The sequence below is a fragment of the Paradevosia shaoguanensis genome (genome assembly GCF_016801025.1).
Lineage (GTDB): Bacteria > Pseudomonadota > Alphaproteobacteria > Rhizobiales > Devosiaceae > Paradevosia > Paradevosia shaoguanensis.
Genome location: NZ_CP068983.1, coordinates 223,243 through 243,431 on the forward strand (window position 1 = coordinate 223,243; position 20,189 = coordinate 243,431).

Consider the following 20,189-nt stretch of genomic DNA (forward strand, 5'->3'; position numbering starts at 1 on the left):
CCTAACGTTTTGTATAACCGCGTATGTTTACACAGTTCTGGCCGGACAGAAATTAACCAATTGGAGCTAGCTCGGCGTCAGGCGCAACTAGCTCCCCGGTGACGCAAATCAGCGTCCAGGTGCACCGGCAATGACACGTTCGACGAGGTCGAGCAGCGCCTGATCCTCGGCCAGTTCCGGGGCATAGGGCCGTACCGAATAGAGCCCGATCAGCGTGAGGTAGAGCGCCTTGGCCAACCGTCCCGCCTCGGCCGCCTCATAGCCGAGCGCTGCCAGCGCCCCTCTCAGGGCCGCAATCCGCTCTGCCTCGATTCGCGCGAAGCGCTGGCCGACCTCGGAGTTCTGCGCCGCCCAGGCGCGCAAGGCCGTTTCGGCGCCACCGACGCTGGCCCCTCGCCCGGTCACGCTCAAAGCGCCCTTGGTGATCTGCCGGAGCCGTTCGGCGGGATCGGCGATCGCTATCGCCTTGGCCACCGGCTCCGCCGTGCCCTCCCGCTCCCAGAGCTGGAGCATGGCTTCGAGTAGCGCCGGGCGATCGGCGAAGTGCCAATAGAAGGAACCCTTGGTCGTGCCGAGCCGCTTGGCAAGGCGTTCCACCCGAACGGCATCCAGCCCGCCCTCGCCGAGGGCAGCCAGGCCGGCAATCACCCAGTCGCGGGGAGTGAGGTTGGCTTTTTCTGTCACGCACAGCTCCGAAACGGCATCGCGAAATAACCATACGCCACCGTATGGACTCTTCGCAACATCGGCGTACCATACGGCTCCGTATGGAATGGAGCCTTGCGATGATAAGCCTCAACAATCCCCTCGATCTGCCGGTGCGCAGATGGACGTTGCGCCGCTATGGCCTGCTGCTCGGCGCGGCGCTATCGGCCGTCGGCGCGCGATATCACATCGCCGTCGGTACCTCCAAAGTGCTGGAGCCGATGCACGCCACCGCCCTGCCCCGTGAGGTCACCACCATCATCGATCTCATGTGGTGGCAGATTGCGGCCCTCATCGTCATGGGCGGGGTCGCCATGGCCGTCGCCGCCTTCAGGACGGAGTGGCGCAGGCCTATCGCCTGGCTGCTGGGCGGACACTATCTCGTGATCTCGGCGATCTGCATCGCCATCAGTTATTCGTGGTTCGGCACGCCGCTGGGCCTCTTCCAGTGGGTGATATTCGGCTCGCTCGGCCTGCTGACGATCTGGGCTGCGTGGCGGTAATCCGGCACATTCCGGCCTCGGCCGCTCCGGCAGGCGCTTCGTCACCCCGCCCTGCCAGAAGGGGACGGAAGTTCGCGCAGCGCCCTTGCCCGGCCTTTGGCCGGCCAATCACGCTTAATACGATCTTAATTTGCAGTCGGCGACTCTATGGGCAATGCTCTCGTCCTGCTCCGTGCACGAGATGGGCCCCTTCCAGTTTTTGAGGCTGCCATGTTCCGCACCGCCAAACAGGTTCCCTTTTCCATGTCGCGTCGCGCCTTCGCGACAGGCGCCATTACGCTCCTGGCGTCGTCGGCCATTTCGCCGGCTTTCGCGGCGGGCGTGGGCGGCTTTGTCGATCGCGTCTGGCAGCAGGCCAAGGCGCGCGGCGTCTCGCGGCGGATTTTCGATGCCGCGATGGGCGATTTCCGTCCCATCACCAAGGTGCTCGACCTCAGCGGCAAGCAGCCCGAATTTGCCACCACCGCTGCCGACTATGTCGGCAAGCGCGTCAATGACCGCCAGGTCGGCACTGGCCGCGCCATGCGCGGCGAGTGGGCACAGACCCTTGGCGCCATCGGCGGCCGCTATGGCGTGCAGCCCGAGGCCATCCTCGCCATCTGGGGCATCGAGACCAATTACGGTGGCTATATGGGCGGCAACAACACCGTCCACGCCCTGGGCACCCTTGCCTATGGCGGTCGGCGCGCCGATTATTTCGGCAGCGAGCTCATCACTTCGCTCGAAATCCTCCAGGCGGGGCACGTCAAGCCGGGCCAGATGGTCGGTTCGTGGGCCGGCGCCATGGGCCATCCGCAATTCATGCCCTCGAGCTTCATGAAATACGCCGTCGATTTCAAAGGCGACGGCCACAAGGACATCTGGAACTCGGTGCCCGATGCCCAGGCATCCATCGGCAATTACCTGCGCTCCTTCGGCTGGCGGCCGGGCGAGACCTGGGGCTACGAAGTCAAGCTGCCGCGCGGCTTCGATTACAACCACGTCTGGTCCAAGACCACCGCCTCGCTGCGCGACTGGAGCGGCGCCGGCGTCACCCGCGCCAACGGCAAGGCTTTCCCGCGCGCAAGCGATTCCGCCCGACTCTTCATGCCGATGGGCGGCCATGGCCCGGTCTTCGCCGTGCTGGCCAATTTCGACGTCATCAAGCGCTACAACAATTCGGACAGCTATGCCCTTGCCGTCGGCCATCTCGCCGACCGGATCATCGGCGGCGGTGGTTTCGTTTCGCCCTGGCCCAACGATACGGCCCTCAACGGTGCCGGGCGCCAGAAGGTGCAATCACTGCTCCTCAAGCGCGGCTACCAGATCGGCTCCGCCGATGGCGTCATCGGCTCCAAGACGCGCGCCGCGGTGATGGATTGGCAGGCCAAGGCCGGCCTCCTCGCCGATGGCCACGTTTCAGGCAACCTCCTCAACGCGATGAGCTGACCCGCGCCGCGGCAACCAGCCGCCGCGCCGGGGAGTTGAAGCTGCGTAGCGCTTTGTCCGGAGAAGCGTCATGGCTCCATCGACCAATCAGCCGACCCGCAGCTCCTGGCAGCGGGCGGCCCTCAATGGCCTCAAATGCCGCTGCCCCAATTGCGGGCGCGGCAAGCTCTATGCGCGCTATCTCGAGCCGGTCGAACACTGCAACGTCTGCGGCGAAGCCTATGGCGACCGTTACCAGGTCGGCCTCCTCCTCCCCTTCATCGTCGTCACCGTGCTCGGCCACATCCTCGTCTTCGTGCTTCTCGAAGCGGCCCGACTGCGGATCAATCCCCTGCTTTCGCTGGCGATCTTCATCCCCATCGTCCTCGTCGTCTCGCTCCTGCTGTTGCCGCCGGTGAAGGGCGCGCTGATCGGCATATTGTGGTTCAGCCAGCTGAGCGATGAGCAGCGCTAGGCGACCGGCTGCAAATCGGTTTGACACCCGGCGCTGGCAAAACCACCATGTCGCCGGACTTCGAAAGCCCTTGCCAAGGGCATCCGGAACGACCATCTCGGCTGCAACAGCAGGAGTGCGTGCGATGAATATCGGCCAGGCAGCCAAGGCCTCTGGAATTTCGGCCAAGATGATCCGCTACTACGAATCCATCGGGCTGATCGGCAGCGCGCATCGCACGGAATCCGGCTATCGCGTCTATATGGAAAACGACGTCCATACCCTGCGCTTCATCGCCCGCGCCCGCGATCTCGGCTTTTCCGTCGAGCAGATGGGCGACCTCCTCGCCCTGTGGCGCGACCGCTCGCGCGCCAGCGGGGACGTCAAGGCCATCGCGCTCGGCCATATCGAGGAACTCGAGCGCAAGGCCAGGGCGCTCCAGGAAATGAGCAACACGCTCCGCCACCTCGCCGCCCACTGCCACGGCGACACCCGTCCTGATTGCCCGATTCTCGAAGAGCTGGCAGAGGCCCCGGCCCCGAAGGTGCGCAAGCGCCAGAAGTTCGGCGTCACCGCGGTTCAGGCGCAGGGCGCGTAACGAGGCGCGAGCCACGCAGGCGCCTCTCTTCCCCAGCTTTCGTCGGGGAAGAGCGACCGAGACTTCAGGGGGAGCGTCACCCCCTTGACCCTCCCATTCTGGCAAACTTTACGACTCCCCGCCCGTGGGCTTCGGCCCCTTGCAACCCCAGTCGTAAAGGACATCCGGAATGACCAGTTACGCACCTGACCCCTTGCGGTGGTGGGCGCTGGCGCTGCTTTGCGCGGCGCAATTCATCGTCATCCTCGACACTTCGATCATCGGCATTGCCCTGCCGGCCATCCAGCAGCAGCTCGGCTTTTCCGCCGAAGGGCTCTCCTGGATCTTCAACGCCTATGTCATTGCCTTCGGCGGCCTGCTGCTGCTCGGCGGCAAGCTGGGCGATATCTTCGGCAGCCGGCGCATGTTCATGCTCGGCTTCGCCATTCTCACCGTCGCCTCGCTCGTGGCGGGCCTCGCCGGTTCGCAGGCGCAGCTCCTTGCCGGGCGCGCGCTGCAGGGCGTGGGCGCAGCGCTCATCGCGCCTTCGGCCCTCACCATCCTCATGACCCTTTTCGGCGGCAATGGCCGCGAACTGGGCAAGGCCTTCGGCTTCTGGGGCGCGGCGGCTGCGGCGGGCGGCACGGCCGGGGTGTTCCTGGGCGGCGTCATCACCGAGTGGATGAGCTGGCCCTGGACCTTCCTCATCAACGTGCCGCTCGGCATCCTCGTGCTGCTCGTCAGCCCGCTCGTGCTGCGCTATCGCGCGCCGCTCGTCGGACGGGTGGATTGGCTGGGGGCGCTCCTCGTCACCGGCGCGCTGGTGCTGGCGGTCTATGCCATCGTCACCACCGAGCCGGGCCAATGGACCTCGCTGCGTGCCTGGGGCCTCCTCGCCGCCGCGCTCGGGCTGCTCGTCGCCTTCTTCATCTCGCAGGCCCTGCAGCGCGAACCGCTGCTGCCGCTGCGCATTCTCGGCGCGCCGAACCTGGCGGCGGGTAACCTCTTGATGGGGCTGCTCGGGGCGGCGTGGATTCCGCTCTGGTTCTACCTCAACCTCTACCTGCAGCAGGTACTGCACCTCTCCGCATTGTTCAGCGGGCTGGCGCTCCTGCCCATGACCGTCACCATCATGGTGTTGATGGTCGCCGTATCCGGCCGGCTCGTGGCGCGGTTCGGCATCAAGGCCAACGTCATCGTCGGCCTGTTGCTGATGGGTGGCGCGCTGCTGCTCTTCGCCCGCCTGCCGAGCGAGGGCAGCTTCGTGGTCGACGTCCTGCCCGCTTCGCTGCTGGCCGCCCTCGGCATGTCGCTCGCCTATATCCCCACGACCATGGCCGGCATGTCCGGCGCGCGGCCGGAGGAGATGGGCCTGGCTTCCGGCCTCATCAACACCAGCTACCAGGTGGGTTCCGCGATCGGGCTCGCGGTCATGGTGGCTCTGGCCTCGGGGCGTGCGGCCGACATGCTCGCCGGCTTCCAGGCGGCGTTCCTCGGCGCGGCGATCGTCGCGGTTGCGGCGGCGATCCTGGCGGTCATCGCCCTGCGCGGCGCGCGCAGCAGCGGCGCGGTGCCTGCCGGCTGAAACGAAGAGGGCGGAGTTTCCTCCGCCCTCTCAATTCTCTCTTAGACGTGCCCTGCCACCGGCTTGGCGTGGTAGGGCGCTTCCATTTCCGCCACGTCCTCGGGGGTGAGCTTCACCTCCAGCGCCGCGATGGCGTCGCCGAACTGCTCCAGCTTGGAAATCCCCACGATCGGCGCGGTGATCGCAGGGCGGCTTGCCACCCAGGCATAGGCGATCTGGGCCATCGGCCGGCCATGACGCTCGGCTACCTTGCGGGTGGCGGCGATGATGGCGTCGTCCTGCGCCTTGCTCCGATCGTAGAGCGCGTTGGCGGTCTTGTCGGTTTCGGCACGCACCGAGGTCACGCCCTCGTTGCGCTTGCCGGCGAGAAGGCCGCGGGCCAGCGGGCTCCAGGGGATCACGCCCACGCCTTCGTTGAGGCAGAGCGGCAGCATTTCGCGCTCTTCCTCGCGATAGATGAGGTTGTAGTGCGGCTGCATGGAGACGAACGGCGCCCAGCCGTTCTGGCGCTGCATGCCGATGGCCTTCATGAACTGCCAGGCATGCATCGAGGACGCGCCGAGATAGCGCACCTTGCCCATGCGCACGACATCGTTGAGCGCATCCAGCGTCTCTTCGAGCGGCGTGCCGTAGTCGAAGCGGTGGAGTTGGTAGAGGTCGATATAGTCCGTGCCCAGGCGCTTGAGGCTGCCGTCGACTGCCTCGAAAATGTGCTTGCGCGAGAGCCCGCGGTCGTTCGGGTCGTCGCTCATGGGGTTGTAGAGCTTGGTGGCGATCACCGCCTTGTGACGCGGCAGGCGCGCCAGCACGGCGCGGCCCACGATCTCTTCGCTCGCACCAAGCGAGTACATGTCGGCGGTGTCGAAGAAGTTGATGCCCTCGTCGATCGCCTTGTCGATGATCGGGCGCGAGCCGGCCTCGTCGAGCACCCATTTGGCCCAGTTGGGCGAACCAAAGGTCATGCAACCCAATGCAATACGGGAAATCTTGAGGCCCGTCCGGCCAAGGTTGACATAGTCCATTAGTACACCTCTTCGCATGTGATGGCGGTCAAAGCGGGGCCTTCGTTACAGCACTCGGCCGCACTTGAAAACCGGTTTAGTTTCGCGAGTGCACCGGCAAAGGTTGATTTCCATTAACCTTTCCGCTCAGTTTCTGCGCACTTTCCCCATATGAACATTTTTTGTCCTACCCACTTGCGCGTCGCGTAACACGTGTTACGGTTTGAGTGTACTGGATGGTTAGCACACCCATGTTCAATATGTTCCCGCTGGACGCCACATCGATAGACAAGTCGCTGCCCGTCCCGGTGAGCACGCAGCTCCATGGGCTATTGAGTTACATTCTTTCGCACGGCGACATGGCCTATGGCACCAAGCTTCCCTCGGTGCGCCAGCTTGCCGCGGACCTGAGCATCGCGCCGATGACGGTCAGCCAGGTCTACCAGGACCTGCGCGATGCCGGCCTCATCGAGATGAAGCGGGGCCTCGGCGCCTTTACCGCCCGTGATCCCAATGTGCGCCTGCGCGAGGATCAGCCCATCAACGCGCTGCGTGCCGATATCGATGCGCTGCTCGGCAAGGCCGAGCATCTGGGCGTTTCCCCGATGGCGCTCGTTTCCATGGTCACTGCCCAGGTGCAGATGCGCAAGCCGCGCTCCGGGCTTGAAATCGTGTTCGTCGGCATCTTCCCCGGCCCCACGCGCGACTATGTCGAAGAGATCAAGAACGTGCTGGCCGCCGACGATACCGTGCGCATCGTCACGCTCGAACAACTCAAGACCTCCGAGGAGGCTCGCGCCACCTGCAACCAGGCAGATGTCGTGCTGACCTTCGTGCATCGCGAGATGGAAGTGCAGGCCCTCGTGCCCGATGCGCGCCTCCTCGCGCTGCGCTTCATTCCGTCCGAGAAGACCCGGCAGGCCCTCGCCAGCCTCGATCCGCGCACCAAGATCGCCGCGGTCACGCACTTCCAGGACTTCATCGCCATCATGCGCCCCTCGATCCGCGAGTTTGCGCCCCACGTGGCTGATATCCGCGTCACGTGGTCCTCGGCGCCGGACCTGAGCGAAACCATCGCCGTGTGCGACGTGGTGATCTACGCCACCGGCGCCGACGAAGTGGCGGGCCTCGCCCGCCCCGGCCAGCGCTGCTTCGAATACCGCCATTCGCCCGACCTGGGCGCACTTGAAAACGTGCTTGTCCCCTATCTCGCCCATCTGCGCCGTTCAAAGTCGGACGATGGTCGAAAGGGGCAGGCCGCTGCGTAACAACCCGGGCGCGCGAAAAGTCCGGGGATGTCTAAAACGTTCAACAAGGGAAGAACCATGAAGAGACTGCTTCTTTCGACCAGCGCCGCCATCCTGGCGCTGTCCATGGCCGGGACCACCGTCCCCGCCTGGGCCCAGAATGCACCCGATACGCTCGTCGTCGGCATGGACGTGGATGCCGGCACGCTCGATCCGCGCCTGTCGCGCGATACGACCGCTTCGCGCGCCATCGACCTCATCTATTCGGGTCTCGTGCACATCACGCCGAACCTGAGCGCCGTGCCGGACCTGGCCGAAAGCTGGGAAACGCCCGATCCGACGACCTGGATCTTCAAGCTGCGCGATGGCCTCAAGTTCTCCGATGGTTCGCCGCTGACCGCCGATGACGTGGTGTTCACCTTCACCTCGATCATCGACAAGGACTTCAACGCGCCGATGCGCGGCCTCTACACCCCGATCACCAAGGTCGAGGCCGTGGACCCGCAGACCGTCAAGTTCACGCTCGACGCGCCCTATGCCCCGCTCCTCTCCTACCTCGATATCGGCATCGTCTCGAAGGCCGCCGTCGAAGGTGGCAAGGATATCGGTGCCGAGCCGCTCGGCGCCGGCCCGATGAAGCTCGCCGCCTGGAACCGCGGCAGCGACATCCAGCTCGAAGCCAACCCCAATTTTTGGGGCGAGCAGCCCAAGCTCACCAAGGTCTCGATGAAGATCATCGGTGACAACAGCGCCCGCGCGCAGGCTTTCGAAGCAGGCGACCTGGACGCCATCCAGTCCCCGCTCTCGCCGCAGGACATCACCCGTCTCGCCGCTGACACCCGCTTCGGTAATGTCATCGTGCCGGGCCTGGGCGTGACCTACATCAACTACAACACCAAGGACCCGATCCTGGCCGACGCCAAGATGCGTCAGGCGTTCTCGATGCTGATCGACCAGAACACCATCGTGAACGACATCTACCAGGGTGTGGATCAGGTCGCTTCCTCGATCATCCTGCCGTCGTCCTGGGCTTACTCCGCCGACATCAAGCAGCCGACGTTCGACGTGGAAGGCGCCAAGAAGCTCTTCGCCGAAGAGGGCTGGACCGACAGCAACAATGACGGGATCCTGGACAAGGACGGCAACAAGCTGACCGTGGTTCTCTCCACGCACAGCGAAGACCCGAACCGCGTGCAGTCCATCGAGTTCATCCAGGCCATCATGCAGTCGGCTGGCGTCGACGCGCAGGCCCAGATCACCGACTGGCCGTCGTTCTCGACCAACTACGTGCAGCAGGGCAAGCACCAGATCGCGCTGCTCGGCTGGCTCAATATCGTCGACCCGGACCGTCTGCTGTTCAACCAGCTGACCACCGGCGGCTCGACCAACTGGGGCGGTTATTCCAACCCGCAGGTCGATGAACTGCTCCAGAAGGGCCGCACCGATACCGACCAGGCTGCCCGTGCCACCGACTATCAGGAAGCCGCCAAGATCCTGGCGTCCGACCTGCCCTACTACATCGTGTCCGACCAGGGCTACCAGCTGTTCTACAGCAAGGACATCCCGGTGGAAGTTCAGGCCACCCCACGCGGAAATCTCCGCGGCCTGATCGGCTACAAGGACTAATCCTGCTGAGAAAGGCCGGCGCGGGCCCAAACGCGCCGGCCACCTACTTCAATTCCTTTTCCGAGCCCGTCATGACTTTCAAGCAGCGCCTGAGCGCAGACTATTACGCCCGCGTGCACCGCGACATCCGTGCCCGCATGGCCGAGGCCGGCATCGACGTATTGCTGCTCGATAGCAATGACGATGTGATCTACACGACCGGCTTCTCGCACTATACGACCGAGCGCCCCGTCGTCTTCGCGCTGACGCAGGACAAGGCCCTGCTCCTCATTCCCGAACTCGAGCGCACCCATTGCGCCAAGCAGCATGTCGCTGCCGAGCCGGTGGTCTATTTCGAGTTTCCCGGCATCGACAAGCCGTTCGACGTGCTGGCGCGCGCGCTTGGCAACGTCACCGGCACGATCGGCCACAGCGCCGGCATTTCGATGGCCCGCGCCCCGCAGATCGCCGCCGCCTTCCCCAATGCCAAGGTTAGGCCGAGCGGCATCGTCTCGACGATGCGTCTCACCAAGTATCCGGAAGAAATCGTGCTGCAGCAGGAAGCTGCGCGGATTTCCGACAGCATGGTCGCCGCCGGCGTCGCCATGATCTCCGAGGCCTTCCGCTCAGGCGGCCTGATGCCGACCGAGATCGAGGTCGAGAGCCATATCATGCGCCATGCGCTCGATGTGATGAATACCGAGCATGAGGACATCATGTTCGTGCAGGGCATTTCGGGCGGCCTCGTCTATGGCGGCCTCAACTCCGCCTATCCGCACGGCATGCCCTCCGCGCGCCGTTTCGAGAAAGGCGAGAGCTTCATGCTGTCGCTGGGCTGCCGCGTCGGTGGCCGCGCCGCCGAAAGCGAGCGCACCTTCATCCTCGGCGAGCCCAGCGCCGACCAGGCCCGGTTCTATACCGTCGCCTACGAAGCCCAGAAGATGGCGACCGAAGCCCTGATCGCGGGCAAGACCTGCGCGTCGGCCGACAACCTCGCCCTCGCCTATATCCGCGACAGCGGCATGGGCGAATATTGCCTGCACCGCGTCGGTCACGGCATGGGCGTGATGTTCCATGAGCCGCCATGGGTGGAGGGGGGCGACGAGACCATCCTGCGCCCGAACATGGTCTGCTCGACCGAGCCGGCGCTCTACGTGCCCGACCTTGGCGGCTTCCGTATCGCGGATACCGTCCATGTCACCGAGAAGGGGCCGAACAGCCTCACGAAATATCCACGCAAGCTCGAAGAGATCGTCATCGCATGATTGCTTACGTGACACGACGCCTGCTGCTGCTCATCCCGATGGCTATCGGGATGGTGGTGGTGACGTTCGGCCTGCTGCTGCTGATCCCGGGCGATCCGGCCTCCGTGCTGCTCGGCCAGGAAGCCTCTCCGGACGCCATCGCGAACCTGCGGGCCGCGCTCGGCCTCGACAATCCCTGGTATATCCGGCTCTGGGACTATTTCGTCGCCCTGCTCCACGGAGACATGGGCCGCTCGATCTTCCAGAGCCTGCCGGTCTCCGAAATCATCATGAGCCGCCTCGGTGCGACGGTCGAACTGGCCGTGGTAGCCCTCGTGCTTGCCACGCTCATCGGTATGACGCTCGGCGTCATCGCCGCCATGAAGCAGGGCACCTGGGTCGATACCGTCGCCATGCTCTTCGCCCAGCTCGGCGTCTCGATGCCGGTTTACTGGCTCAGCCTGCTGCTCATGCTGTTCTTCGCCGTCCAGCTCGGCTGGCTGCCCTCCATCGGTCGCGGCGAGCCCCTGCCCTCCGCGCTCTGGATGGCCCTCACCGGCAAGCCGCAGGTGCTCTGGGATTCGCTGGCGCACATCATCCTGCCGGCCCTCGCGCTGGCGGTGAACTCGGCGGCCATCATCAGCCGCCTGGTCCGCACCTCGATGCTCGAAGTGCTGCGCGAGGACTTTGTCCGCACCGCCTATGCCAAGGGCCTGCGCCGTCCGCGCGTCGTCATCCGCCATGCCCTGCGCAACGCACTGCTGCCCGTGCTCTCGGTCATCGGCCTGCGCTTCGGCGCCCTGCTCGGCGGCGCGGTGCTGACCGAAAGCATCTTTGCCTGGCCCGGCCTCGGCCAGCTCACGATCTCGGCCATCTCGCAGCGCGACTTGCCGCTGATCCAGGGCATCGTCCTCACCTTCGCGATCATCTTCGCGCTGGTGAACCTCGTCGTTGATCTCCTCTATGCCGCGGTCGATCCGCGCATCAGGCTCGGGTGATAGCCATGCGCGTACCTCGTATCTTCCGCAATTCCTCACTGGTCATCGGCGCGCTCATCACGCTCGCCATCGTGCTCCTCGCTTTGCTCGCCCCCTATGTGGCGACCCATGGCGTCGAGCAGATGGACATGCGCAACCGCTTCGCCTGGCCGAGCGCCGCCCACTGGCTGGGCACGGACAATTTCGGCCGCGATCTCTGGTCGCGTCTCGTCTATGGCGCGCAGGTCTCGCTCTCGATCGCCATCATGTCGGTCGGCGGCGCGGCCATCATCGGCACCACCGTGGGCCTCGTTGCAGGCTATTTCGGCGGCTGGGTCGACCTGCTCCTGATGCGCATCACCGACATCTTCCTCGGCTTTCCGGCCATCGTGCTCTCGCTCGCCATCGTGGCGGTGATGGGCCCGGGCATCGCCAATGTCGCCATCGCGCTCGTCATCGTGTTCTGGACCGAGTATGCCCGCGTCGTCCGTTCGACGACCCTGGTGCTGCGCGAACAGAACTACGTGCAGGCGGCCAAGGCGCTCGGCGCCAATCCGGCGCGGATCATCTTCAAGGAAATCCTGCCGAACGCGCTGGGCCCGATCATCGTGCTGGCCTCGCTCGGTCTGGGCACCGCGATCATCGCGGAATCCGCCCTCTCCTTCCTCGGCTTCGGCCTTCCTCCCCCGACCCCGACCTGGGGCTGGACCCTGGCCTACGGCACGCGCTTCATGCGTGACGAGCCGTGGCTGGCAATCGTTTCGGGCGCGACGATCATGATCACCGTGCTCGGATTCAATCTCCTCGGCGACGGCCTGCGCGACATCCTCGATCCGCGCCAGCTTTCGCGCGGCGGCAACGCCAAGAAATAAATCCGACTGAAAAAGGACTATAGAATGGTCAAGGCTATCAACAAGTTGCGGCACAAGTTCACCACCCATGCGGATGGCAGCGACGCCCTGCTTTTCGTCCATGAACTGGTTGGTGAGCAGGATGGCCCGACCATCGGCATTTCCGGCTCGATCCACGGCAACGAGAATGCCGGCTCGCAAGCAGTGCTCGAACTCTTCCGCGCCATCAAGGACCTGCCGCTCAAGGGCCGTATCCTCTTGCTGCCGGTTGCCAATCCGCGCGCCTTCGCGGTCAACCACCGCTTCACCCCGCTCGACGAGCTCAACCTCAACCGCGAGTTCCCCGGCGACCCGCGCGGCAACTACACCCAGCAGCTCGCCGACGCGCTGGCCAACCACTACTTCAACGAACTCGACTACCATATCGATCTGCACTCGGGCACCGACCGCCCGACCGTTGACTATGTCTACATCTGGAACGACGAGCCGCTGTCGCGCGCCTTCGGCTCCAAGTGCCTCTACCGTCCGGTCGAGGGCAAGGCGGGCACCGTCTATGCCGGCACCACCAAGTCGGTGACGATGGACCGCCACGGCACCAAGGTGGTGACCGTGGAACTGGGCGGCGGCATCGTCGACCAGGGCCCCTATGTCGAGCGCACCGTCAACGGCCTCCTCAACATGCTGCGCCACCTCGGCGTCATCGAAGGCGCGGTGCAGCCGAACCCGAAGCAGATCGTGGTCACCGAACTCGCCGGCATCCGTCCGAAGCACGGCGGCTGGCTCGAGCCGCTCTGCCCGGCCAACGGCGAAGTCATCAAGGGCGGCCAGCTTCTCGGCCGCGTCGTGAGCCCCTACGACTTCGAAGTGATCGAAGAGATCCCGACCCCGTTCGAGAACGGCGTGATGATCATGCAGCACCTGACGCGCAACGTCGTTGAAGCCGGCGATTACGGCTTCATGGTCGGCAACCTCGAAGGCTCGACCGACTGATAGCGCGATCACAAGGAAAGGGAGTGCGTTCGTTCCGAGCGCACTCCGGACTAAGAACGGAACCACGCCAATGACAGCTCAAATCCAAAATCAGGATCGGGCCCCTGTGCTCGCCGTCGAAGGACTGAACGTCCGCATCGCCAGCGAGAACGGTGCGTTTGACGTGGTTTCCGACATGGCCTTGTCCGTCGCCGCCGGCGAAACCGTCTGCATTGTCGGAGAGTCCGGTTGCGGCAAGTCCATGACCGCACTGGCGCTGCTTCGTCTCCTCCCTGAGGCAGCGTCGGTGGCGGCGGGCAAGATTGAGATCGACGGCAAGGACTTCCTGGCCATGGGCCAGCATCAGGTGGAAGACTATCGCGGCGAGAAGATCGCCATGATCTTCCAGGAGCCGCTGACCGCCCTCAACCCGGTCCTGACCATCGGCGAACAGATCGCCGAAGGCGTGCGCCAGCACCGCAAGGTCGGCAAGAAGCAGGCCTGGGCCCGCGCCGTCGAAGTTCTGAAGCTCGTGCAGATGCCCGACCCGGCGCGCCGCGCCACCCAATACCCGCACGAACTCTCGGGCGGCATGCGCCAGCGCGCCATGATCGCTTTGGCGCTCGCCTGCGAGCCGCGCATCATCGTCGCGGACGAGCCGACCACGGCGCTCGACGTCACCATCCAGGCGCAGATCCTCGGGCTCATCAAGGACCTGCAGACGCGCCTCGGCACCGCCCAGGTGCTCATCACCCACGACCTCGGCGTCGTGGCGGAAGTCGCCGACCGCGTCATCGTCATGTATGCCGGCCGCAAGGTCGAGGAAGCTTCGGTCACCGAGCTCTTTGACAACCCGATCCACCCCTATACGCGCGGCCTCATGGGCGCCATTCCGCGCGGCCAGAGCGCCGAGCGCCTGACCGACATTCCGGGCACGGTGCCGCCGATCTGGAACCTGCCCAAGGGCTGCGCCTTCGCGCCCCGCTGCCCGGGCGCCTCGGCGCGCTGCCTCGAAGAGCGTCCGCCTTTCGTAGAAAAATCGCCCGGCCATTTCGCCGCCTGCTGGGAACACGACAATGTCTGAAGCCAACGCTCCCCTGCTCGAGGTCCATGGCCTCAAGGTTCACTTCCCCATCCGCAAGGGCGTCCTCCAGCGTCAGGTCGGCTCGGTCAAGGCCGTCGACGGCGTCGACTTCTCCATCGGTCGCGGCCAGACGCTGAGCCTCGTGGGCGAAAGCGGCTGCGGCAAGTCCACGACGGGCCTCGCGCTCATGGGCCTCGTCAAGGCCACGGAGGGTTCGGTGAGCTTCGACGGCCAGCAGGTCGGCAGCTTCCGCGGCGCGACGCTGCGCAGCTATCGCAAGCGCATGCAGATCGTGTTCCAGGACCCGTTCTCCTCGCTCAACCCGCGCCAGCGCGTCGCCGAGATCATCCGCGCGCCGCTCGACATCCACAACATCGGCACCATGGCCGAACGCAAGGAGCGCGTGGCCGAGCTCATGGCCCGCGTGGGCCTGCGCCCCGACCAGGCCAACAATTTCGCCCACCAGTTCTCTGGAGGCCAGCGCCAGCGTATCGGCATTGCCCGTGCGCTGGCGCTGAAGCCAGACATCATCGTCTGCGACGAGCCGGTCTCGGCGCTCGACGTGTCGGTGCAGGCGCAGATCCTCAACCTGCTGGCCGACCTCCAGCGCGACCTCGGCGTCTCCTACCTCTTCATCTCCCACGACCTGGGCGTGGTGGAACACATCTCCGATGAAGTGGCGGTGATGTATCTCGGCAAGATCGTCGAGCGGGCACCGAAGGCCGAGATTTTCGCCAACCCGATCCACCCCTATTCCGAACTGCTGATGAAGTCGGCGCCTTCGCTCGACCCGCGCAACCGGCACAAATTCGAGGCCCGCAACGACGACATCCCGAGCGCGACGAATAAGCCCAGCGGCTGCGCGTTCCATACACGGTGCCCGCTGGCGACCGATGTGTGCAAGACGACCGAGCCGGAACTGACCCCGCGCGCCGGCGGGCGGTTGGCGGCGTGTCATCACCGGTGAGCTAGGCTCACCCCCACCCTTGTTCCCTCCCCACAAGGGGGAGGGAGACCTGCTTGCTCGATCATGCCCCATCGTCTCCCTCCCCCTTGCGGGGAGGGGACAGGGGTGGGGGTAAGCCCCAGACTCGAACCTACAATCCCTGAATCCCCTCAATCCCTTAGGTGAAAAATGTCATCCACTCTCTTTACCGGCGGCCGGGTGCTGGATGCCGAAGCTGGCGTTTTGCGTGAAGGACTTGATGTTTTGATTCAGGACGGCACCATCCGTGCCGTGGGCCAGAACCTCTCCGCCGATGCCGAAAAAATCGACCTCAAGGGCAAGACGCTGATGCCCGGCCTCATCGACTGCCACGTGCATGTCGTCGCCGAGACGCTCAACCTCTGGGCCAACATCATCGCCCCGACTTCGCTGGCGGCCCTGCGCTCGGCGCGCGTCATGGAAGAAGCGCTCCAGCGCGGCTTCACCACCCTGCGCGATCTCGGCGGCGCCGATATTGGCCTCGTCCAGGGTGTCGATGAAGGCCTCATCGACGGGCCCCGCCTCGTCATCTGCGGCAAGGGGCTCACCACCACCGGCGGCCATGCCGACCTCCGCCCGCGCACCGACGACCGCCCGACCATGATGCACGAGCGTCTCGGCTCGATGGGCTACATCGTCGATGGCGTCGATGATTGCCGCAAGGTCGCCCGCGAGATGATCAAGGGCGGCGCCAAATTCATCAAGATCATGGCCAATGGCGGCGTGTCCTCGCCGAACGACCCGATCGAATCCATCCAGTTCTCGCGTGACGAAATCCTCGCCATCGTCGAGGAAGCCGAGAATGCCGGTATCTATGTCTCCGCCCACGTCTACACCGACGCCGCCATCCGCCGTTGCGCCGAGCTCGGCGTGCACTCGCTCGAGCACTGCAACCTGATCACCCCCGAGACGGCGAAGATCGCTGCCGACAAGGGCTGCATCGCCGTGCCGACGCTTGTCGCATACGAAGCCCTGCACCTCGAAGGCAAGCGTTTCGGGTTCGGCGAGACCGAGTTCGCCAAGATCGACACCGTCCGTAAGGGCGGCCTCAAGTCGCTCGAAATCATGCGCGATGCCGGCCTGCCGATGGCTTTCGGCTCCGACCTGCTGGGCGAGCTGCGCTCCTACCATTGCATGGAGTTCGAACTGCTGGCCAAGGTGCTCACCCCCGCCGAGATCATCCGCTCGGCCACCATTATCGGCGCGCAGCTGTGCCAGATGGAAGGCAAGATCGGCGTCATCGCCGAAGGCGCCCATGCGGACCTCGTCGTCGTCGACGGCAACCCGCTCGAAGACATCACCCGTCTCATGTCGGACGGCGCCCACCTGCCCCTCATCATGCGCGGCGGTCAGGTGTTCAAGAACACGCTGAACTAGGCATCCGAGGGGTCGCCGCGGCGGCCCCCTTATCCTCCCGAGCCGGCGTCGCGGTAAAATGACCGAACCAGGCGAGGCAGCATGTTTCTCGCACAACGTCGAACCGGAGGAAGCAGCTCAGATAGATCGCTGAAATTGGCCAGAAACCGCGCGAAAACGCGTAAAACTTGGCCAAACAATAGTCGAAATTGATTCAAAATTTAACGATTTGCGGTGGCGAAACGCAGGTCGAACTCAAACAAATCAACGAGTTACGTCGACAAACGCCGCCAGGAATACCCAAAATTCCGCACAAATCGCCGTGAAACATTTTGTTTCACGCCCGGCGCCCCGCCCAGATCTCTTATCCCCGCCAGCGCCTGCTCGCCGCCGCGAGCCCGAGCTGCAATCTTATCCCTCAATTCGGAGGGGAGGCAGGGGCTTCCCCTACCCCACCAATCCCCGCAGCACCGCCAGGTCCACATGCGTATCCGGCGCCAGTCCACCCTGGCACACGCGCGGCGGGCTTCCGGGTTCGCCGAGCGAACTCACCACCAGTGCCGCCGGTCCGAACCGGTGGTGGCTGGTATAGAGCGATGGCGTCACCACCGTCTGCAGCCCTGCCCGCGTGGCGCTTTCCAGCCCCGCCGCTGAATCCTCGAAGGCGAGGCAGTTCTCGGCCGGCAGGCCAAGCTGCGTCAGCGCCTTGAGGTAGACTTCGGGGTCGGGCTTGAGCACGGCGACATCCTCGCCGGTGACCATCACCTCGAAGATGCGGTGGGCCGAGCCCATGGTCGCATGCAGCAGCGCCAGCAGGTTTTCACGGCTGGTGGTGGTGGCGATGGCGAGCCGCATCCCGGCTTCCCTCGCCTCCATCAGCAGCCGCGCGATACCTGTGCGCAGGCGAACCTGGCCATCGGCCACGGCCTCGGCATAGATCCGGTTCTTGGCGCGATGCAGTTCGGCGATGGCAGCAGGGCTCGTCGTGTCGCCGATCCCCGCGAAGAACGCAGCCATGCGCTGCTTGCCGCCGGTCACGCCCAGCAGTTCGCGGTAGCGATCCACCGACCATTCGTACGGGAGCCCGGCGTCGTGAAAAGCAGCGTTGAACGCCAGTCTGTGCTGCTCTTCAGTTTCTGCCAGGGTGCCGTCGACGTCGAAGATCAGAGCCTTGAGCTCAGACATCCGCACGCAGAGCTTCGACCGCCTTGGGCAGGTCGGAAAGCTGCTCGATGATGGCGCCGGGCCGGAGGTCTTCCAGCGGCACGTTCGTATAGCCGCCGCGAACGCCGACCGAGGCAATACCGGCGGCGCGGGCGGAATCAATGTCGGCCGGGCTGTCGCCGACCATGATGGCGTCGGCCGGCGAAGCGCCGAGCTGCTTGATGGCGTGCAGCAGCATGTCGGGTTCGGGCTTGCGCGGCATGCCGCTGTCGCCGACCACGAGGTCGAAGTCGCCGGAAAGCTCGAACGCGTCGAGCACCGTCTCGGTCGCCAGTTGCGGCTTGTTGGTCACCACCGCCAGCTTGGCGCCCAGGCTGCGGTAATGCGCCAGAATCTCGCGCGCGCCGGCATGGACCGTGGTGCGCACCGTCAGGTTCTCGGCATAGATGCCGGACATGATGGCGGTCTTGTAGTCCAGCGCCTCGCCGTCGAGGTCCTGTCCGCGCGCGGCGAAGATGCGCTTGGTCAACACGCGGATGCCGTGGCCGATCATCGCGCGCACTTCGTCGATGGTGAGCGGGTTGAGACCTTCGCGCGCCAGCATCAGGTTGGCGGACTCCGCGATGTCGGGAACGGAATCGATGAGCGTCCCGTCCAGGTCGAAGAGAATCACGCGCGGCCAGGCGACCGTGCCTTCTTCTGTCATCGCAGGTTGGATTTGTTCTTCAAACATCGGATCTTGGCTGCCCCCACAGGCATTCACTATCAGGCGGCTCGTTGCGCCGCGACAGCCCTTCTAATGGCTTCGATGTTGCGGCGATAGTCTTCCTTACCGCCTTTGAAGATGGCTGACCCTGCGACCAATACGTCGGCACCCGCCCCTGCGACCATTGGCGCAGTCTCGGGCGTCACCCCGCCGTCGATCTCGATATGGATCGGCCGGCGCCCGATCATGGCTTTGACGCGCCTCACTTTTTCCACAACCGAAGGAATGAAGGCCTGGCCGCCGAAGCCCGGGTTCACCGTCATCAGCAGCACGAGGTCCAGCCGGTCCAGCACGTATTCGATGACGCTTTCGGGCGTCGAGGGATTGAGCGAAACACCGGCCTTGCGGCCGAGGTCGCGGATGGCCTGCAGGCTCCGGTCGAGGTGCTTGGTCGCCTCGGCATGCACCGTGATGATATCGCAACCCGCTGCCGCGAAGGCCGCCAGATAGGGATCGGCGGGCTCGATCATCAGGTGGCAGTCGAAGACGGCCGAGGTGTGTGGGCGCAGCGCCTTGATGACGGGCGGGCCGAAGGTGATGTTGGGGACGAAATGGCCGTCCATCACGTCGAGATGGACCCAGTCGGCGCCGGCCTCCATGACGTCCTCGACTTCCTCGCCGAGGCAGGAGAAGTCGGCCGAGAGGACCGAGGGGGCGATGATGAGGCTCATGGCTTGATCTTCCCGAGCGCGAAAACGCGGCTCTTGCGGATATCGGGTTCGGAGATGGTCGAAAGCGTCTCGGCGCTCATCGGACCATCGGCGCTGTCGAAGAGGCGATTGGCCTGACGCAGCCGGGCGCGGTCGAGCGCGTTGCGCAGCGAGCGGGCATTGGCGAAATGCGGCTGGGTGCGGCGGATGGCGATGTACTCGGTCAGTGCTTTGCGGGCGCCGTCATCGAGGTGGTAGTTCTGCTGCTCCAGCAGCAGCTCGCTGATCTGGAGCAGTTCGTCGTCGGTGTAGTCCGGGAAATCGATGTGGTGGGCGATGCGCGAGCGGAAGCCCGGATTGGACTGGTAGAACTTTTCCATGCGGTCGCCGTAGCCGGCGACGATGACGACGAGATCGTCGCGCTGGTTCTCCATGACCTGGAGCAGGATTTCGATCGCCTCCTGGCCGTAATCGCGTTCGTTCTCGGGGCGGAAGAGGTAGTAGGCCTCATCGATGAAGAGCACGCCACCCATGGCTTTCTTGAGGATTTCCTTGGTCTTGGGGGCGGTGTGGCCGATGTACTGGCCGACGAGATCGTCGCGGGTGACCGAGACCAGGTGGCCCTTGCGAATGTAGCCGAGGCGGTGGAGCAGGTCGGCCATGCGCAGCGCCACTGTGGTCTTGCCGGTGCCGGGATTGCCGGTAAAACTCATGTGGAGCGTCGGGGTTTCCTGGGTGAGGCCGAGGTCGCGGCGTGCCTTGTCGACGAGGAGAAGCGCGGCGGTTTCGCGGATGCGGGTTTTGACCGGGACGAGGCCGACGAGCTCGCGATCGAGTTCGCGCAGGACGTCGGCGACACCGGACTCCTCGTATTCGCGGCGGAGATCGATCTGGGGCGTGGGTGCGTCCATGGCTTGGTCCTCGGTATATTCGTGCATTTTGCGGCTCAACAGACACCGCACTTCCCCGGGCGAAGACCCGGGGCCTATTGCCGGTCTCCACTCGAGTGGAGGCATCCGTGGGCCCCGGTTCTGCGGCCGGGGAAGTTCAGTGGTTGTG

The 20,189-nt window shown here is 64.9% G+C and carries 20 protein-coding genes; 14 read left to right on the top strand and 6 right to left on the bottom strand.

The features are described from left to right. Positions 1 to 108 precede the first annotated feature (108 nt). Positions 109 to 684, bottom strand: coding sequence for a TetR/AcrR family transcriptional regulator (locus tag JNE37_RS01045; protein WP_203065043.1), 576 nt, complete (start codon positions 682 to 684; stop codon positions 109 to 111). Between the two features lie 101 nt (positions 685 to 785). Between JNE37_RS01045 and JNE37_RS01050 the strand changes: the two genes are divergently transcribed. The 5 genes from JNE37_RS01050 (at position 786) to JNE37_RS01070 (ending at position 5,231) form a co-directional block, all read left to right on the top strand. Beyond that, positions 786 to 1,208: a hypothetical protein gene (locus JNE37_RS01050; protein ID WP_246513451.1), complete on the top strand. Its 423-nt coding sequence runs from the start codon at positions 786 to 788 to the stop codon at positions 1,206 to 1,208. Positions 1,209 to 1,418: 210 nt separating this feature from the next. Next, positions 1,419 to 2,636 (top strand): lytic murein transglycosylase, encoded by a 1,218-nt coding sequence (locus JNE37_RS01055; protein WP_246513453.1) that lies wholly within the window; start codon positions 1,419 to 1,421, stop codon positions 2,634 to 2,636. Between the two features lie 70 nt (positions 2,637 to 2,706). Beyond that, the gene (locus tag JNE37_RS01060) at positions 2,707 to 3,090 is read left to right on the top strand and encodes a DUF983 domain-containing protein (protein WP_203065044.1); all 384 of its coding nucleotides are present in this window, start codon (positions 2,707 to 2,709) and stop codon (positions 3,088 to 3,090) included. Between the two features lie 124 nt (positions 3,091 to 3,214). After that, positions 3,215 to 3,667 (top strand): Cu(I)-responsive transcriptional regulator, encoded by a 453-nt coding sequence (gene cueR, locus JNE37_RS01065; RefSeq protein ID WP_035027717.1) that lies wholly within the window; start codon positions 3,215 to 3,217, stop codon positions 3,665 to 3,667. Between the two features lie 169 nt (positions 3,668 to 3,836). Beyond that, positions 3,837 to 5,231: an MFS transporter gene (locus JNE37_RS01070; RefSeq protein ID WP_203065045.1), complete on the top strand. Its 1,395-nt coding sequence runs from the start codon at positions 3,837 to 3,839 to the stop codon at positions 5,229 to 5,231. Between the two features lie 41 nt (positions 5,232 to 5,272). Here the strand turns inward: JNE37_RS01070 and JNE37_RS01075 are convergent, their stop codons facing one another. Then, positions 5,273 to 6,253 (bottom strand): aldo/keto reductase, encoded by a 981-nt coding sequence (locus JNE37_RS01075; protein ID WP_035027723.1) that lies wholly within the window; start codon positions 6,251 to 6,253, stop codon positions 5,273 to 5,275. Between the two features lie 215 nt (positions 6,254 to 6,468). Here JNE37_RS01075 and JNE37_RS01080 point away from each other — a divergent pair, with 215 nt between their 5' ends. The 9 genes from JNE37_RS01080 (at position 6,469) to JNE37_RS01120 (ending at position 16,571) form a co-directional block, all read left to right on the top strand. After that, a complete protein-coding gene (locus JNE37_RS01080; protein ID WP_246513454.1) occupies positions 6,469 to 7,500 on the top strand; it encodes a GntR family transcriptional regulator in 1,032 nt (343 codons plus the stop codon). Positions 7,501 to 7,557: 57 nt separating this feature from the next. Continuing rightward, positions 7,558 to 9,105 carry an ABC transporter substrate-binding protein gene (locus tag JNE37_RS01085; RefSeq protein WP_035027726.1) on the top strand — a complete coding sequence of 516 codons (1,548 nt, stop codon included), beginning with the start codon at positions 7,558 to 7,560 and terminating at the stop codon, positions 9,103 to 9,105. A gap of 71 nt (positions 9,106 to 9,176) precedes the next feature. Beyond that, the gene (locus JNE37_RS01090) at positions 9,177 to 10,349 is read left to right on the top strand and encodes a M24 family metallopeptidase (RefSeq protein WP_203065046.1); all 1,173 of its coding nucleotides are present in this window, start codon (positions 9,177 to 9,179) and stop codon (positions 10,347 to 10,349) included. Beyond that, on the top strand, positions 10,346 to 11,326 hold the full coding sequence (locus JNE37_RS01095) for an ABC transporter permease (protein WP_203065047.1): 981 nt from the start codon (positions 10,346 to 10,348) through the stop codon (positions 11,324 to 11,326). The genes JNE37_RS01090 and JNE37_RS01095 overlap by 4 nt, the downstream gene beginning before the upstream one ends. Before the next feature lie 5 nt (positions 11,327 to 11,331). Then, the gene (locus JNE37_RS01100; protein WP_035027969.1) at positions 11,332 to 12,177 is read left to right on the top strand and encodes an ABC transporter permease; all 846 of its coding nucleotides are present in this window, start codon (positions 11,332 to 11,334) and stop codon (positions 12,175 to 12,177) included. 24 nt (positions 12,178 to 12,201) lie between these two features. Further along, positions 12,202 to 13,146, top strand: coding sequence for a succinylglutamate desuccinylase/aspartoacylase family protein (locus JNE37_RS01105; protein WP_035027737.1), 945 nt, complete (start codon positions 12,202 to 12,204; stop codon positions 13,144 to 13,146). 70 nt (positions 13,147 to 13,216) lie between these two features. Then, a complete protein-coding gene (locus JNE37_RS01110) occupies positions 13,217 to 14,209 on the top strand; it encodes an ABC transporter ATP-binding protein (RefSeq protein ID WP_203065048.1) in 993 nt (330 codons plus the stop codon). Continuing rightward, positions 14,202 to 15,176, top strand: coding sequence for an ABC transporter ATP-binding protein (locus tag JNE37_RS01115; RefSeq protein ID WP_203065049.1), 975 nt, complete (start codon positions 14,202 to 14,204; stop codon positions 15,174 to 15,176). Before JNE37_RS01110 ends, JNE37_RS01115 begins: the two co-directional genes overlap by 8 nt. 168 nt (positions 15,177 to 15,344) lie before the next feature. After that, on the top strand, positions 15,345 to 16,571 hold the full coding sequence (locus JNE37_RS01120; RefSeq protein WP_203065050.1) for a metal-dependent hydrolase family protein: 1,227 nt from the start codon (positions 15,345 to 15,347) through the stop codon (positions 16,569 to 16,571). Between the two features lie 426 nt (positions 16,572 to 16,997). Here the strand turns inward: JNE37_RS01120 and JNE37_RS01125 are convergent, their stop codons facing one another. The 4 genes from JNE37_RS01125 to cbbX are packed head-to-tail and all read right to left on the bottom strand — an operon-like array spanning position 16,998 to position 20,068. Further along, complete coding sequence (locus JNE37_RS01125) at positions 16,998 to 17,735, bottom strand: HAD-IA family hydrolase (protein ID WP_203065051.1); 738 nt, start codon at positions 17,733 to 17,735, stop codon at positions 16,998 to 17,000. Then, positions 17,728 to 18,420, bottom strand: a complete 693-nt coding sequence (locus JNE37_RS01130) for an HAD-IA family hydrolase (RefSeq protein ID WP_203065052.1) — start codon at positions 18,418 to 18,420, stop codon at positions 17,728 to 17,730. Before JNE37_RS01130 ends, JNE37_RS01125 begins: the two co-directional genes overlap by 8 nt. 59 nt (positions 18,421 to 18,479) lie before the next feature. Further along, on the bottom strand, positions 18,480 to 19,151 hold the full coding sequence (gene rpe / locus JNE37_RS01135) for a ribulose-phosphate 3-epimerase (RefSeq protein WP_203065053.1): 672 nt from the start codon (positions 19,149 to 19,151) through the stop codon (positions 18,480 to 18,482). After that, positions 19,148 to 20,068 (bottom strand): CbbX protein, encoded by a 921-nt coding sequence (cbbX, locus tag JNE37_RS01140; protein WP_203065054.1) that lies wholly within the window; start codon positions 20,066 to 20,068, stop codon positions 19,148 to 19,150. The genes rpe and cbbX overlap by 4 nt, the downstream gene beginning before the upstream one ends. Positions 20,069 to 20,189: the final 121 nt, after the last annotated feature.